The organism is Mesomycoplasma ovipneumoniae SC01, from assembly GCF_000218525.1.
GTDB classification, from domain to species: domain Bacteria; phylum Bacillota_I; class Bacilli_A; order Mycoplasmatales; family Metamycoplasmataceae; genus Mesomycoplasma; species Mesomycoplasma ovipneumoniae_A.
Map to the genome: position 1 here is coordinate 80,368 of NZ_AFHO01000012.1, position 17,998 is coordinate 98,365.

At 27.2% G+C, this 17,998-nt stretch carries 6 protein-coding genes; 4 read left to right on the top strand and 2 right to left on the bottom strand.

Annotated elements, in window-relative coordinates:
* Positions 1-216: 216 nt before the first annotated feature.
* Positions 217-1,473 carry a serine hydroxymethyltransferase gene (gene glyA, locus MOSC01_RS0102825; RefSeq protein WP_010321289.1) on the bottom strand — a complete coding sequence of 419 codons (1,257 nt, stop codon included), beginning with the start codon at positions 1,471-1,473 and terminating at the stop codon, positions 217-219.
* A gap of 133 nt (positions 1,474-1,606) precedes the next feature.
* Between glyA and secDF the strand changes: the two genes are divergently transcribed.
* The 3 genes from secDF (at position 1,607) to aspS (ending at position 7,287) form a co-directional block, all read left to right on the top strand.
* Complete coding sequence (gene secDF / locus MOSC01_RS0102830) at positions 1,607-4,201, top strand: protein translocase subunit SecDF (RefSeq protein ID WP_010321290.1); 2,595 nt, start codon at positions 1,607-1,609, stop codon at positions 4,199-4,201.
* Positions 4,202-4,295: 94 nt separating this feature from the next.
* Positions 4,296-5,582 carry a histidine--tRNA ligase gene (gene hisS / locus MOSC01_RS0102835; protein ID WP_010321291.1) on the top strand — a complete coding sequence of 429 codons (1,287 nt, stop codon included), beginning with the start codon at positions 4,296-4,298 and terminating at the stop codon, positions 5,580-5,582.
* The gene (gene aspS / locus MOSC01_RS0102840) at positions 5,575-7,287 is read left to right on the top strand and encodes an aspartate--tRNA ligase (RefSeq protein ID WP_010321292.1); all 1,713 of its coding nucleotides are present in this window, start codon (positions 5,575-5,577) and stop codon (positions 7,285-7,287) included. Before hisS ends, aspS begins: the two co-directional genes overlap by 8 nt.
* 1,013 nt (positions 7,288-8,300) lie before the next feature.
* Here the strand turns inward: aspS and MOSC01_RS0102855 are convergent.
* Positions 8,301-10,253, bottom strand: a complete 1,953-nt coding sequence (locus MOSC01_RS0102855; protein ID WP_010321293.1) for an ABC transporter ATP-binding protein — start codon at positions 10,251-10,253, stop codon at positions 8,301-8,303.
* A 973-nt stretch (positions 10,254-11,226) separates the two neighbouring features.
* On the opposite strand from MOSC01_RS0102855, the gene MOSC01_RS0102860 reads away from it, so the two are divergent.
* The gene (locus tag MOSC01_RS0102860) at positions 11,227-17,148 is read left to right on the top strand and encodes an MGA_1079 family surface serine endopeptidase (RefSeq protein WP_010321294.1); all 5,922 of its coding nucleotides are present in this window, start codon (positions 11,227-11,229) and stop codon (positions 17,146-17,148) included.
* Positions 17,149-17,998 lie beyond the last annotated feature (850 nt).

Here is a 17,998-nt window from a genome sequence, read left to right on the forward strand (position 1 = left end):
AATTTTATTTTAGACCAAACATTTTTTTTTTTTTTTTGCAAAATGTTAATTTTAAAATAATAAAAATTAAGACTTTAGCATCAAAAAACACGGATTTACCGGTATTTTTTCATATTTCTATTCAATAAAAAGTGAATTTTGGCCATCAAACTGCCAAACTCGGAAAAACATGAATTTTTTAAGATCATGTTTTATTAAAAAAATAATTTATTCTTTTTACACTCAGTAACTAGACTTAACTGGAAATTTTTTTGTTAATTCCTGAATTTTAAGTTTAATTTCTTCAATTTCACTAGGGCTTAAATTTTTCTTTTTTAAGACAAAATCAATAATTTCAGCAAGAATAGCAAATTCTTTTTCCTTAAAACCGCGCGAAGTCATTGCGGGAGTGCCAAAACGAATTCCTGAAGTTACAAAAGGACTTAGAGTATCATTTGGAATTGTATTTTTATTTGTAATAATATTTACTGATTCAAGCAAGATTTGTGCTTGTTTGCCTGTTAGATCATAGGTTTTTTTAACATCAACAATAAAAAGGTGATTTTGGGTTTTTCCTGATACAATTCTTGCACCTTTTTTTACAAATTTGTTTGCAAAAAAAGCGGCATTTTTAACGATTTGTTGACAATAGTCTTTAAATCAAGGCTGTAGTGCTTCGTTAAATGCAACAGCTTTTGCGGCAATTGTATTAAAAAGTGGACCACCTTGAATTCCAGGAAAAACAATTTTGTCGATTTTATTTGCAATTTCTTCAATATTTGTTAAAATCAAACCACCCCGAGGTCCGCGCAGAGTTTTTTGGGTTGTTGATGTTATTATATGAGCAATTCCAACTGGTGAAGGATGGACGCCTGTTGCAACAAGACCGGCAATATGGGCAATGTCAGCTAGCAAATAGGCTCCGACTTTGTCGGCAATTTGTCGAAAACGGGCAAAATCAATCAAACCTGAATAAGCTGAATAGCCACAAATTATTAAATTTGGTCTAGTCTCAAGAGCTATTTTTTCGATCTCATCATAATCCAGCATTTCATTTTTGTCAAGAAAATAGCTAATTCCCGTGTAAAAAATTCCCGAAAAATTAACTTTATATCCGTGAGTTAAATGGCCACCTGAGCTTAAATCAAGACCAAGAATTTTGTCTCCAGGTTTTAAAAGTGCAGCAAAAACGGCTGAATTTGCACTTGAACCTGAATAGGGTTGAACATTTGCAAATTTTGTTCCAAAAAGTTGCTTTGCACGTTCAATTGCGATTAATTCAATTTTGTCAATGAACTCACAGCCACCATAATAGCGTTTTCCGGGATAGCCTTCGCCATATTTATTGCTCAAACTTGTTCCATTTGCGCTTAGAACATCTTGAGAAGCATAATTTTCACTGGCAATTAGCTCAATTTGGTCGTTTTGCCTTTGACTTTCTAAATTAATTAGCTCAGAAATTTGTTGATCTTTAATATTAATTTTCTTGTACATTTTTCAAAAAACATAAAAATTATACAATAAAAATAAAGAAAACTCTAAAAACGAGCTGATTTTTTGCAAAAATTTTTTTTGCTTTTGCTAAGCAAAACATGGTATAATTTTTAATTTATTAGAAGGGAAAGCCATGAAAATACGCAATTTTTTTGTTAGGTTGTTTTCGCTTAATAGTTGAAAGCGTTTTTTTCTTGCTTTTTTAACATTTTCTTTTCTTGGAAGTGGTGTTTTTCTCGTTTCAAATTACTATATTTCACAGAACATTAATCGCTCAATTGAATATGGTGGTGGTGCTGAAGTTTTAGTTCAAGTTAAAACTTTGGACGGGAAAATTCCATCTTCAAAAGTTGTTCAGGAGGCAGATTCAGCTATTTTTCAGCGCTTAACCGGCGGGGCTAATTTGAATGGCACCAACGTTTTTACCGAAGGTGAAGGTAGAATAAGAATTTCACGTAATAAAATTTCTAATAACCGTGAATTAGATCAATTTATTGAAGAAATAGTCAATAAACCAACACTGACAATTACAGATATTAACACAAATCCCCTCTTTTTTGATGGTAAATTCGAAACAAACCTTAGTCTTGAAAATGGTGATGAGTCAAATTGGCTAGTTCCATTTGCTCCTGGTTCTGCCCTTTCACAGCCAAATCCCCAAAATCCATCAAGTAATCAAGTATTAATTGAATTAAAAGACAACAATGCTCAATTAGAGTGAACTAAAGCCACTGAATATATTTCAAAATTACCTCAGGGTCAAAACAGAATTTTAATTTGATCTAATATTTCTGAACTTAAAAAAATTGCCCAAGAAAAATTCCCGCTTCAGTGGGAAAATGCTAATAAAAATATATATAATTTTTTGCACGTTGGCGAAAAAACTACCCCTGATTTTTTGCCAGACCAAAAAATTTTACAACCTTCACTTAAAAAATTTCAGATTGATGCAAAAAGGTATTTAATTTCCGATGCAACAGTTAGTCAAGCTTTAAACGGGCAATCCTTTGTAATAACAGGTAATTTTTCTCCTCAAGAGGCAAAACAATTAGCATTAGATATTAATTATGGGACTGCTGATTATAAATTAGATTTTTTGTCAGCTTCGTTTGTTAGCAAAACTAAATCTGATTCGGCCTTTATTGCTGGATGAATCGCAATTGGTCTAGCCATTGGGATAATTTCGTTATTTTTGATTGTAAATTACGGTCTTTTAGGAATTGTTGCAACAATTTCACTTTCACTTTATGTCTTTTTGACATTACTTTTTTTCACAATTGTTCGAGGTGAATATTCTCCAATAACCATTTCAGCGCTTGTTGTTGGAATTGGGATGAATATTGATGCAAATGTGATTAGTTTTGAATTATTTAAATCGAGAATTTATGCCGGTAATTCGGTAATAAAAGCAAATTCGCAGGCTAATCGCACCTCTTTTAATGCAATTATTGACTCAAATGTTACAACACTGATAGCTGCGCTTGTTTTGTTCTTTTTTGGAACCAAAAATGTAAAAAGTTTCTCAATTACTCTTATTTTTTCAATTGTCTTTACACTAATAGTTACAATTGGATTTACAAAATTTTTCACAAGCTTTATTCTTAAAGCTGATTTTTTACAAAAAAAGAATAGATTTTGACTCTTAGGTATAAAAAACTTTTACTTCAAAAAATATGAACGCGGTTACCAATCGGTTTATTCACGAATTAATTATGAAAAAATTTATAAATATTCTAGATGAACCCCGCTTGTTTTGTTTTTAGGTTCCTTAGTAGTTTTTGCAACATTTGCCGGAATTTACAAGTCTTTTGGTTCAGGCTTTAATTTAGCTATTGACTTTAGTGGTGGTACAAACTTGCTAATTGAAACATCAAATTCAAGTTTTGATTTGATAAACCAAGAAAAAGCTAATAAAATAATTGATTTTTTAAATTCACATAATATTAATAGCGCAAATTCACTAATAACTTTAAATCCTTTAAACGAATCATCTTCTGTTTTTAATATTGAAGTCAAAACCCAACTAGACTTAGCTTCCAAACTTTCGAGTCTTAATTCGGAAATTCAAAGCAATTTCTCGAATATTAGAATGACAAATTATTCAATTTCAAATGAAGAAGCGCAAAAATTAATTTTTAATGCAATACTCTCAGTTGGTTTAGCGCTTGTTTTTGTAAGTATTTTTACACTGATTAGATTTAAATGAACTTTTTCATTTGCAATTATTCTTTCTCAATTATTTAATGTTTTAATGGTCTTTTGTGCGATTATTATTACTCGAATTCAAATATCTCAAAATTTGGTTGTTGCAATTTTAACTCTAATTGGTTATACTGTAAATGATACAATTGTTGTCTTTGATCGTATTAAGTCAAAATTTAGCGAAACAAATCACGTTGATGTTTACAAAAGTGAAAAAATTAACCAAATTTCATTAGAAGCAATTAAAGATACAGCTAAAAGATCTATTTTTACATCTCTAACAACAATTTTTACAATCATAGTTTTGATGATTTTCTATGAATCAATCGACGTAGTTTTCAGTTTAACAATGCTTATAGGTGTTATAATCGGAACATATTCTTCATTATTTGTTGCAACTAGAATATGAAATAAATTAGAAGCATATCGAAACTATAAAAAACAAAAAAGAATTAACGCTAAATATTGAAATGTTCAGAAGGTTCATGAACAAACATTTGCAAGCATTAATGACTATGAGAAATAAATAACCAAAAATTAAAATAATTACTAAAAATATCTATTTTAATTTTTGGTTTTTATTTTGTTAAAATTTTCTATGTTTAAAATTAAAGGTAAAAATGAAAACATTCTTAAATTCAAGTCCTAAGGGTACTTATGATATTGTTGAGCAAGAAAGTGAAATATTCCTAAAAATCCGTAATATTTTTTTTGAATATGCTAGAAAATTTAATTTCTCATATATTGAAACACCAATTTTTGAGTATGCAGAAATTTTCGAAAAAACTAGTCAAATTTCAGATATTGTAACCAAGGAACTCTATAAATTTTTAGATAAATCAAATCGACAATTAGCTTTAAGACCCGAGGGAACTGCGCCAATCATGCGGGCAATTTGACAGCATAAATTACACCAAGTTGAAAAAAAATTTTTTTATTTTGGTCCAATGTTTCGCTATGAAAAACCACAAAAAGGACGTTTTCGTCAGTTTAACCAAGCCGGATTTGAAATTACTAACTATAAACCAGAGTCATTTTTTTTACAGATTTTAGAAGTTATTCTTTTAGTTACTAAAATTCTTGAAAATCTTAAAATTCAAAACTACCAACTTAAAATTAATTACCTTTCAAATTCACAAACAAGACAAGAATATTGCAAAGCTTTAACTCAATATTTTGAAAAATATATTGATAAACTTGAACCTATTTCTAAATCACGCCTTGAGAATAACCCTTTGAGAATTCTTGATGACAAAGTAGAATCCTCTAAAGATTTTGTTAAATCATCCCCAAAAATAAACGATTTTTGATCAGTTGAAGACAAAAAAAATTTCAATTCAATAATTTCAATTTTTGAAAAATTTAAAATTAATTACGTGATTGATTATTCTTTAGTTCGAGGACTTGATTATTATGATGAATTTGTTTTTGAATTTATTGATAATGGCAAAATTCTAGGTTCAAAATTAACTTTTGCTGGTGGAGGTTGTTATAATAATTTACCACAAAAATTTGGTATGCCTAATTTTAAAAGTATCGGGGTTGCCTTTGGAATTGAGCGTCTAATAGAAATTTTCAAATCTAATTGCCCCATTAAATTAACAAATTTAGATTTTTATTTAATCGGGTTTAGTCAAGATGAAATCCTTAAAAACTTTGAACTCGCAATTTTACTTCGCGAGCAAAATTTTCAAGTTGATTTAAATAAATCGCCCCTATCAATTAAAGATGGATTCCAAAAAGCAAAAAAATCAGGCGCAAAATTTGCTTTTTTCTTTGAAAAAGATGAACAACCTGGCCAAATATCAATTAAAAATCTGCAAACATCTATTAATAAAGTCATTTCACTTTTAAATATTGATTTTAAATTTTTAAGAACAATTATAGACGGAGAAACTCATGTATAATTCAAAAAATTTATCCAAAGATCAAATTGGTAATATAGTTTCAATTCAAGGTTGAGTCCAAAATATTCGTAAAATTAAAAATAAAACCTTTGTGGTAATCCGTGATTATCACGGAATTTTTCAAGTAATTATTGACCAAAATACCAAAAAAACTGATAAATACTCAAAAGAATCTGTTGTGCGTGTTGAAGGTATTTTATCTTTAAGAAGCAATCCAAATACAAAAATTCATAACGGTGATCTTGAAATAAATGCAATAAATTTTGAAACACTTTCATTTTCAAAGCCAATCCCGTTTGAAATTCATAATGAGGCTCACGCTAATGAAGATTTACGTTTGGAATACCGATTTTTAGATTTACGCCGAGAAGTAATGCAGAAAAATTTGACTTTTCGTTATAGAGTTTTTCACTATATTCGTTCCTTCCTTTTTGAGAATAATTTTATAGAAATTGAAACCCCGATTTTGTCAAAATCAACACCTGAAGGAGCGAGATCTTTTTTAGTTCCTACTCGACAAAAAGGAAAATTCTTTGCCTTACCGCAGTCACCTCAAATTTATAAGCAACTTTTAATGGTTTCTGGATTTGAAAAATACTTCCAATTTGCCCGTGTTTTTCGTGATGAGGATTTAAGAAAAGACCGCCAATTTGAATTTTGTCAACTAGATCTAGAATTTGGCTTTAGTAATTTTGAGCAAATCTCCAATCAAATTGAAAACCTTATAAAATATTTGTGAGAAAAAATTTACTCTAATTCAGAAATTGAATTTCCGCAGCTTGATTATGATTTTGTAATTGACAAATATGGAACCGATAAGCCTGATTTGCGATTTGAAAATAAATTATTTTCTCTTGATTTTCTTGATGGTCAAGACCCACTTTTCCAAGGCAAAACGCGCGGTATTTTTCTTGAAAATGTTTTAATTTCAAAAGCAGATTACCGAATTTTTTCTGAAAAAATAAGACAACATAACGCAAACAGACTTTTGTATATTCACATTGAATCTGGAAAAATTTCGTATTTTTCTTTTAAAACTGATGAATCCGCCTTGAAATCTAAGCTTGAAAGTTGACTATTAGACAATAATTATCAAAATGGAACTTTATTTTTAATTTCTGATAATTATCAAGAAACATCATTAGCTCTTGGGGCTCTACGAAATTTATTAGCACAAAAATACGACCTTATTATTAATAAAAATGAGTTTAAATTTGCCTGAATTATTAACTGACCGCTTTTTGAGCTTGATTCAAATCAGCAAATAACTTCCGCTCACCACCCATTTACGGCACCTGTTGCTGAAAATATTGAATTTTTAGATACTTATCCTATAAAAGTTCGCGCTCAATCTTATGATCTTGTGCTTAATGGTTTTGAACTTGGTTCTGGTTCAATAAGAATTAATAATTCTGAATTACAAAGCAAAATTTTTAGAATTTTAGGTCTTAATCAAGATCAAATCAACCTTCAATTTGGCAGTCTTTTAAAAGCTTTTAATTTTGGAGTTCCACCTCATGGAGGATTTGCTTTTGGCCTTGACCGTCTAATTATGATTTTATTACAAACAAACTCAATTCGTGATGTTATTGCTTTCCCAGTAAATTCAAAAGGTTTGGACTTATTACTAAATTCACCTTCATCAATAAATCCTGAATTATTATCTGAATACAATATCAAAATTAGTGACACAGATAAAGAATAATTTCTAAAAAGTTGACAAATTTTGAATAAATAGTACAAATTAGAATATTAATTTAAGCAAAAAGAAACTAATTTTTGCCGAGTTTCCCAGTTTGATGAGGTAATTTTAAAAAAGTATCGAGTTTATTTTCCGCGCTTTTTTAACTTTTTTGGCAAAAGTTAATTACAATTTTTATTAGTGATTTATTAAGATATCAAAGTAAAAATCATACCTATTTCAAATATTCGGATCACTAGGAACACCATCAAAGTGCCAAACTCAAGAAAAATAACTATCAAAGCAAAAACACTAAATTTTAAATCTGACACTCACGAAAGAAAAATCTACTTATTAATCAAACTAAAAAAAGCTAAAATTTTAACTTAAAAAGCAAAATTATGAAATATTTAAACTACTTTTTTAGTTAAAACACTGACAAAAATCATAAAAAAATACAACTACTATTTAAACTCAATGTAAATAGAAAACTCGTTTTTACTTACATTGAGCCTAAAAAAATATATGAAGTTTTGAAAGAACAATAATTAAAAGCCATAAATTTATAGATTTCTAAACGGTTAAATTTAAGGCATTCCATTATATTTAAAAACATAACGGAAAATTCGCATTTTCTGATTTTTTTATGGCAAAAACATAACTAAGTCCCCCTAATTCAATATTAAAATTTATTAATTCATTCTTAGTGAGGGTTATTATAACATATTTTTTTCTTTGACCAAGCATTTTTTTCTACAAAGGGTTAATTTTAAAATAATAAAAATTAAGATTTTAGCTCAAAAAACACGGATTTACGGGTATTTTTTCATATTTGTATTCAATAAAACGTGAATTTTAGCCATCAAACTGGGCAACCCAGAAAAAGCAACTAATTTTCACCTTTAAAACAGCACAAAAATTCCTAAAAAATTAAGCCTTGAACAGCTTTAAATCTTTAGGAATTTATAATAAATAACAAAGAGATTTTGCAAATTTAGATAAAATTTAGTCTTAACTATAAACGTAAAATCCAAAAATTAGAATTGCTCAAATTTTAGCAATTTAATTACCGGTTTACGATAGCTTAGTCAAGAAATTATTAGGTAAATTACCGAAATAGACGCGAACATTATCAGTCATATTATTATAATTAAAGTCCCAACTTGGTTTAGTGAGGGCAGCAAAATATCTTGACCAATTATTGCGGTATAAATTTTCCCCATTGACGGAAGGAAAACAACTGAATTAATAAATAAAATAAAGAGTGAAATTATAATAATATTTAGCCAATGGTAAAAGAAAATTTGTCAAGTTTTAGCACTTAGTGCCTTAAGAATTCCAATTAATTTCATTTTTGAATCGCTCAGATTTTTGGCATAAAAGACTGTTTGAATTAGTAAAATTATAATAAATAAAACTAAAATAGCACCAATAACTATATTTGTAAATGATTGTGTATTTAATATTGTTTTTGATATACCACCTAGAGACGATTGGATTTCAAATTCTTTGTTGTTTTTAGTAAAGTTTTCAATATTATTGGCTAAATCATCATCAATATTAAAATACAGTTTCAATATTCATGGGTCAATTTTTTCTGGCTTATTGTTGTCAAGATTTTCATTTGACCCGTTGTTTTTTTGTACAGGTTTTGCTAGTTCAAAAAATTTATGATGTAAAAAGCTAAAATTTAATCTATCTAAAGTAGCCAAATTACTTATACCAACTACTTTTAGATCTACGGCTGTGTTTCGAAAAATAGGAACACTAATTTTTTGATTGTTTGGTTCTTCTATATTAAATTTTGTTGCCAGCGATTTTGAAATTATTATTTCATCTTTGTTTTCAATATTTCTTCCTACTAAATTTTTGTTGTCAAAAACAAATCTGTTTTTAAAAAAATCACTTTCATCAATATAGTCAACAGAAGAATCAAAGTCTGTCTTATCGCCATAAGTGAAAGTAACCTTAGGAGAATTAAAAAAAGGAACAATTTTTACAATTTTTGGGTTATCTTCTTGAAGTTTTGTGATTTCATCGGTAGAAAATGTGCCTATTTCTCCATTTGGTTTTTTGGTTATTACAACCGAATCTAATTGATATTCAATCGTGTTTTGCAAATTAGTGCTGCTAATATTTAAATTTAAGACTCCAAATAATAGTGTCCCAAAAAAACTGGTTAAAAAGAGCAATATAAATAAAATACTTGAAGTAAGTTTTGATTTAAAATCTGTGACTGTTAATAAAAAACCTGTTTTAAATTCCTGTTTAATTTTTGAAAGTTTTGAATTTTTAGCTGTTTTTTGATATTTTAAATTGCTGTTTTTAGCAATTAAGGACTGATTTTGGCTATTTTTGTCAAAAATTTCCTCAGTAATTTTGTTTTTTTCAATATAAACAATTTTGTCGGCATATTTTTTTGCTAAATCAAGGTTATGACTAACTACTAAAATAGTTTTGTTTTTGGCAATATTAGCTAAATTTTCAAATACAATTTTTGCATTTTCAATATCTAAATTTCTTGTTGGTTCATCAAGCAATATAAAACTACTATCACGTGAAAGTGAACGTAAAATTGCAATTCTTTGCCTTTCACCCCCAGATAAATTATTTACTTTTTGTTCAAGTTGTTCAGTTTTTATCGACATTAAATTTGCATTTTGATTTAATGCATTTTTGTCTAAAAGTTTATTTATTACATTATTTCCTATTAAAATATTGTCATTAGATGTAATTTTTTCAATTAAATTAAAATCTTGAAAAACAACATCAACTAATGGTTTTTTAATTTCAGAACCATTTTCATCAAAAAAAGAAATGTTTCCACTATCTTTTTTCGTAAAGCCGGCAATTAAATTAATAAGAGTTGTTTTACCGATTCCTGATTCGCCAACTACAAAAGTTACTTTGTTCGAAGGAATTTCAAGATTTAGTGAACTAAAAATAAATCTATCATCAATTTTTTTTGTTAAATTTTGAATTTTTATCATCTAAATAAACCTCTTGTTTGGAATTAAATAATTCAATAGGAACTTTGCTCATTTTTTTAGGTCATGTTACGCTATTTTGACATACGGGTTGCTCCTTGGGTAAAAACTCCGCTATATTTTGTTGACCGTTAAATTTAAAAGAAGGACTAGCATAAACACTAATTCAATAATTAACAAATAGTTTTATTTTATCTACAGTATTATCTGTATTATTTTCTCATCAATATGAATTTCTTTTAGACCAGATTTTATCTTTGCCCTTCCACTCAACGTTGTCTTGTCTAAAAACCCACCATGATACACAAATTTTTTTAGTGCATCTATTTTAATATTGAGTTCACCGTTGTTAGTTTTTAATATTTTGTGTTGTTGTTTCTTTTATGTTTTAGCAGTTATTGCGAATATTGAAGAGGATGTAATTATTAAGATAGTAATTTGGATTTTACTTACCTCATAATATACCTCACTTATTATTTTTAAATAAAAAAATTATAACAAATTTTTAGTTTTTTAAATACATTTATTTATTAAATGAAAAAAAATTTAAAAAAATAAAAAAATCAATTATCTTTAAAATAAATTGTAGAAAAAATTCGGACAATTAGCTTTTTTTCAGTGATTTTGATTGTAGTGCTTTTATTTATATTTTTTGCATTTGGTCTTAAAAAATGTGAAAATAATTTGCCTCATATAAAAACTTTGCTTTTATATGAAATGTGACTTTAAAGTCTTGAATTGTTATACAAATTAATAAATGAACTTATTTTTTAGAAGCAACAGTTACATTTTCAAAATTTTGGTGTTCAACATTGATTAATTCTAGTTGCAAAGAGCTATGAGAATCTAATAGGATTGTTTAAAAATAAATTAATATACTAATTAAAATCACAACTTATAGGTTTTTTAATTATTTGTTGTATAATTAAATAATTAAATAATTAAATAATTAAACTCTCACGAAATAGGAAAAATTATGAACAGAAAAAAAGTAAAAACCAATCCAATATTTTTATTTGGGGTTGGTATTGTTTCGCTTGTTGTTGCCTCCTGCTCAACCTCAACCTCAAATTCATTTCAAAATTACATTGACCCAAATCAAAGTCTTCAAAAAAATCAGGTAGATAATTTTTTTCTCCAGTATCCTAATTTTCTTGAAGCTATTAAAAATAAAATAAAAGATAGCTTAAACATTTCCTCACAAAATTTTTCAAATTCAGAATATTTGCCCAAACTTTCTCAATTTGTAGAACAATACTCATCAACATTAGATTTATTTCAAAAATTCGAGTCGAATTTTAAATCTAAAACAATTGATAAGTCTTTTAGTGTTAACGAGGAGAAATACAATAATTTAAAAAGTGAAATTGAATCATTTAATAAAAAAATTCTAAATTCATCTAATTTTGAAACTAAATTTGATGAGTTTTTAACCAAAATAAGCGAATTAAGCGCGGAAATTACTAAAACCAATAACACCCTGAGTCAGGAACTTTCAACTTATAGCTGATTTAACACGATTTTAAAACATGCAAACCTTGTTAATCTTAAAACCTTAAGTGAACAAATTAATGACAAAATTACCACTTTATATAAAAATGATAATAAAGAAGAAATTGAAAATTTCACCTCAAATTTACTTATATTAGAAAATATTATTGCTCAAATTAAATCAATAAAAAATGAATATTCAACTGAGAAGAATGAAGTTTTCAATAATTTAATTACAAATTTTAATTCAAATATAAATTCTGGTAATTTAATTAACAATGTCACTGATTCAATTGAAAATCTTAAAAATATCCAAACTAATTTAGAAAAAATTGTTAATAAGTCAGCAGAAAAAAACGAAAAACTACAAGAATTAAAAAAATCTGCTATTTTAGATGTTGAAAAAGCCGCTAATTTATCCCAAACAGTTCAAAGTAATTTTAAAGAAAAAATAGAAAACTCAATTACTGAATCACAAATTAGTCAAATTAAGGAATTTATTTCAGAATTAGAACATGTTGCATCGCTTCTATCTTCATTGAAAACAGAAAAAGCAAAACTAGAAAATGAGCCTAATTATTTAAATTCTGAAAATAAAACAGAATTAGATAATTTAATGAGTTCCTTAAATTTATTAGATCAACAAAATAAGCTTGTATTAAATGATGAGATTTCCACTAATACAAAATATTTTTTATCTAATGTTTTAACACTCCATGAAAATGTAAAATCAGAAATAGCACGTCTTAATGGCGATGTCAAGCTAAACGAAGCTAAAAAAACTTTGGAAAACCAATTATTATCAAGCAAATTTAGCCCAAATTTTGTTTCTAATATTAAAGCACTGACAGATTCAAAAAAATTAGTTTCTGATATTAAACATATAAGTTCTTATATTTTAAAATTAGCAGATTCCCTTGATTTGTATAGTGTTGAAGTGAAAAATTTTCAATTTTTGTTGAAAAACTCAACTACATCTACAACAAATAAGCAAGAACTTGAAGAAAAAAATAACAAAATTAAAGAAAAATTAGACCAAAATCTCCGACTCAATGTAATTGATAATGAAAATTTACCCACATTTGTTGATGAATTTGCTAATTTAGTCACTTCATTTTCGCAAACAATTTTAGATTTAAAAACGCAAAATGACCAAATTGTGCAAGAAAAACCACCAGCAAAAATTGTACAAAATTTATCAGATTTTAAACAACAAGCCCAGAATGTCCTAAAAATTAGTCTTGATGACCAAGGACTTGACCATCATAGTATAAGAAAATATCTTACTTCTGCTTCTTTTAACTTTCAAAATGCGAATCTTTGGTTAAAAAAACCACAAAATGATGAAATAAATTTCAAATTATTAGACTTATCATTAGATAGTAACAACAGAAATATTTTAGTTCTTAAATATCAAGCGACTTCAATAAAAAATCCCTTAGATTCAACAATTTTATCCACCCAACTTTTAATTCCTAATGATAATGTTGACTTAAATGCGATAGTCTCTTCGTTAAATATAGATTTTCTTGATGACTATTTTAATATTAACTATAATTCATTTCTTGATTTTGAAAAAGAAAGTTTTTATAATCAGGACGTAAAAAAATTTATTTCAGAAAATTTTTCCCAATCAAAACAAACAATCGAAAAATTTTTTCATGTTGCATTATCAGACCAACCTGAATTAACCTTTTCCAACGATAATAAAATATCATTAAATTTAGATATTAAATTTAATAACCAAGTTATTAAAACAGTCAGTGTTAAATCCAAGAAAGAAGTTAGCTTTAAAGAAAAGGATAACTTGCCAGTAAAAATTGGATATACTCAAAACTTTAAAAACACTAGTTTTTATAATCAAACCTACCTTAGCGATTCTGAATATATTGATTTTGATTTTTCAAGATCAAATAATCCATTAGATTATTATTGGCAAATTGAAGAGCCTTCAGGTGCTGGCGGGGTTGGTAGTTATTGATTTTATAAATATTTATTAAAACCAGCTTTAGAATCATTGCAAAAAACAGGGGAAATTCCTGCAAATAAAAAATTTAAAACTTTTAAAGAAAACCCAAAAGTTGTAAAAGTTTCAGAAATTGGTTCAGAAAATCCAGCGCAACCAGATGAATTAAGCAAGGCCGAGCTTGACAAAATTTTTGATAAAATTTTAAAAGATCAACAATTTTTTACCTACGAAATTCCTGAAAATGCCACAATTTCATTTTCAACTTTTGATGTTGATAAAGAAAAAAGAAGAGTTTTAACCTCAAGTACCACTCAAACTATCTCCCTAAAATTATTAATAAAAAATGACCAACACACTAGAGAAGAAATTCTACAATTTGCGCCTAAAGATTACTTAAAACCAATTTTATCACAGCGTGATAAAGCTGATTTAGCGCTAATTGAAGAAATTTTAAGTGATTCTAGTGGTAAAAAATTATTTAAAAACACAAAAATTAACGATATTGATTATACCCACGGTCAAATTTCACTAGCCGGAAAAACGAATTCAGAAATAATTGACTCACTTAACAAGCTTTATACATTTGCTAAAATCGGTAAATTTGAAATTTTTGCAAAAGATGTTATTTCTATAGACATTTTAAAAGGTCAAGCAAAAATTTTCTTTTGATACAGATTTAACGGCCTAGAATTTCCGCTAATTGTTGAAGGAATCAAAACTTCTGAAGAGTTCAAAACTGAAAAAGCCATTAGTTTTTCAAATTGACTGCCAGCCACTTATAGTGATATTAAACCTAAAAACGGTTCTAATTTCACCAGCGAAGATTTTTCGCCAGTTGTAGAAAAAACAACACAAAATGGCAAAGAAATCTTAATAAGCAATGAGATTTCCGCTGATGACAAATCAATAATTGATAAAATTAATAGTCGCCACTTTGATTATCGTTGAGTAAGCGGTGAATTTTATAAAAAAGCACAAAAACACGTAAAATATAGACTAATTGACCCGGCTGATATTGTTGAACAAAAAGCTGAATCAAAGTTAAATTATTTACTTCAAATTAAAACTAAGAATGAAACTGCTAAAAATAGTGATTTAGATAAGTTTAAAAATACAGAAATCAAACCTGAAGGTGAAGACAAAAAAACTGTACAAAATAGTGAAAAATTACCAATAATTGTCGAAAAGCAAATATTTTTTAATAATGATCCTGAAGTTCCACTTGATACTTCAAAAATTTTAAAGAATTATTTTGTATATTATTATGATGTTAAAACCACTAATATACCAGGGGAAATGACTTTCAAACTTGGTTTTATTAACAAAAATAACACAAATATCCGCTATAGTTCTAACAAAGACATAAAATTACAAAACTTAGAAAATGATTATAAAAACAAACTTTATCCTGAAATAATTCTAAATAGAATCAAATATTCTGATTTTGTCCACAAAAATAATAGATCACTAACACAACAAGCGTTAAATAACAACAATTTTAAAGATCTTTTTGACATCAAAGAACAAGCTCTTAGTTATAATAATTTTAAAATCTCAAAGGAAAATTTACAATTTCTTGAGACAAAAAAACATAATAATAAATTATATTTCCGTCTAAAATATGTTAATGGATCACATATTGTTGAAGGATCAACTTGATATTTTTTAACAAATATAAATAACCAAAATATTCAGACCAATATAGATTTAGACACACAAAAGCCATTAGTTACTTTATTTGATTCTGGAAATGAAGTAACTAGAAGTCGTGAAATTGAACCTTATTATAAAGATTTATATTGAAATTACGATAATTCTACAAAAACAGCTAAATGAACATTAAAAGAAAAGTATTTTTCTGAAACATTCTTAAAGAATGATCCTAAAAACCGGAAAATAAAACTACAATTATTTGCAAATGCTTTAGTTCAAAATACCCAAAGACTTACCCGAATCACCGGTGGAACTGACTTAATCACAAAAAAACCAATTAAAGGCGGTTATGATTTTAGTTTTGACTTTGAAAAATTAGCAAGTGGCCAAATAATAGTAATTACTGAAAAAACCAAAAATGTATTTTTTGAAGATCCAAACAAAAAATTTGTGGATTTTAGTTTCAATTTAAGTGCTCAATATATCAAAAATCAAGGGATTGAATTTAAATTATGACTAAATAATTCAGACCTTGGTTTAATTGTTGACAATGTTCTTGATCATGTTGAAAAAGGACTTGCCTTTTATAATACCCCAAAATTTGACACTTTTGATCCAAAAAAAGCCTTTATTATACATAAAGCCGGAGCAAGAGTTCATATTGAATACACAAACTCGCTTGAAAATGAAGATTTTGGTTCTAAAACAAATCAATTTGACTATAAAAATATTGACTACACTAATGAAGAACAGCCAATTTCATTTTTTACCAATTCAGAGGCTTACAATTTAGAAAAATATAATCCAAACCAAAATGTTTCTTATAAATTACATGAAGGATATTTACAAGATTTAGACTTTTTACATAAATCTTGGGATACTAAAAATTTCCCACTCGCAAAAAATTTATTATCTAGAACGTTTGGCTTTACTTTTGGAAGTGCAACCATGCTTGCAAAAGTAAATGATGATCCTAATGATGGCAAATTTTACATAATCACAAATAATCATGTCGAAGGCGGCGGAAAATTTGATTTAAATTCTCTTCTTGGTCAAGATTTAACTAAACTTTTATCAAATAATCGTTACATGGCTATTGGAAGTAAATATTATTCTAATTCAATTGATGGCGGTTATAGTTACTGAGGTGGACAAAACAGTGTCAAAAATGTTCCTGCTTGACTAGTTTGAACAGGCACTAAGCAACCGGATGTAAATCAAAAAAACTCAAAATTTGTTGACATAACTGTTTTAATAGTTGATATTAAACCTTTAATTCAAGCAGCTTATGAAAAAGGTGAGTTCCAAAAAGCGGCCTGATTATTGAATTGATATAAATTGCCTAACTTAAAATTAAATACAAATGGTCAATCAGATTTAACATTTTTTGGTCCAAATGTTAAACATTTTGGAATGAATGGATTTCCTTATGCAAAACAAAGTGGTTATATAATTAATAGAGCTAAATCAGATCAACAAAATATTTCTATTTCAAATCAAAAAGGCTATACTCCTACATATTTTAATGCTGGTAATTCCGGAACTGGAGTATTAGGGCTAAATGATGAGTATATATCAACAATTAATGCAGGTTCACCACTTACATTTTTACAAAGTTGGAATTATTCAACAGCAAGTCATAATTATTTTGGAATAAATTGACAAAATGAAAAACCGCTTGAACTAAAAAATAAATTTAGTTTGTCTGCGATGATAATGAGACTTAATGCTCAAAATCCGCTCGAATATAATCTCCCGTGGTTTTTCAAGGATTTTGAAAAATAAAATAATTTTAAGGTCTACAAATTAGTTTATTAATTTAGTCTATTTGCTTGAAATTTCCTATTTTTGCTGATTTTATTGAGATTAAAATTAAAAAGTTCAAAATCCCGAGTTTCCCATTTTGATGAGATAATCTTAAAAAAGTGTCTGGTTTTAGGCGCTTTTTTAACTTTTTTGGCTAACTCAGGAAAAAATAACTATCAAAGCAAAAACACTGAATTTTAAATCTAACAATCACGAAAGAAAAATCTACTTATTAATAATAAAGCAAACTAAAAAAGCAAAATTATAAAATATCTGAGCTACCTTTTTTAGTTAAAACACTGGCAAAAATCAATTGATGAATAAACAACAAAAATCATAAAAAATACAACTACTATTTAAACTCAATGTAAATAGAAAACTCGTTTTTACTTACATTGAGCCTAAAAAATATATGAAGTTTTGAAAGAACAATAATTATGAGCCATAAATTTGTAGATTTCTAAACGGTTAAATTTAAGGCATTCCATTATATTAAAAACATAATGGAAAATTCGCATTTTCTGATTTTTTTATAGCAAAAACATAACTGATTCCCCCTTAATTCAATATTAAAATTTATTAATTTATTCTTAGGTGAAACTAATTATAACCTAAAATTTTTTTAGACCAAGCTTTTTTTTAAAAATTTTTTGCAAAAGGTTAATTTCAAAATAATAAAAATTAGGATTTTAGCATCAAAAAACAAGCATTTACGGCTATTTTTGCATATTTATATTGACTAAAAAGTGAATTTTTGCTTCAAACTGCCAAACTCGCAAAATTCGCGTGAATATAATCTTCCTTGATTTTTCAAGGATTTTGAAAAATA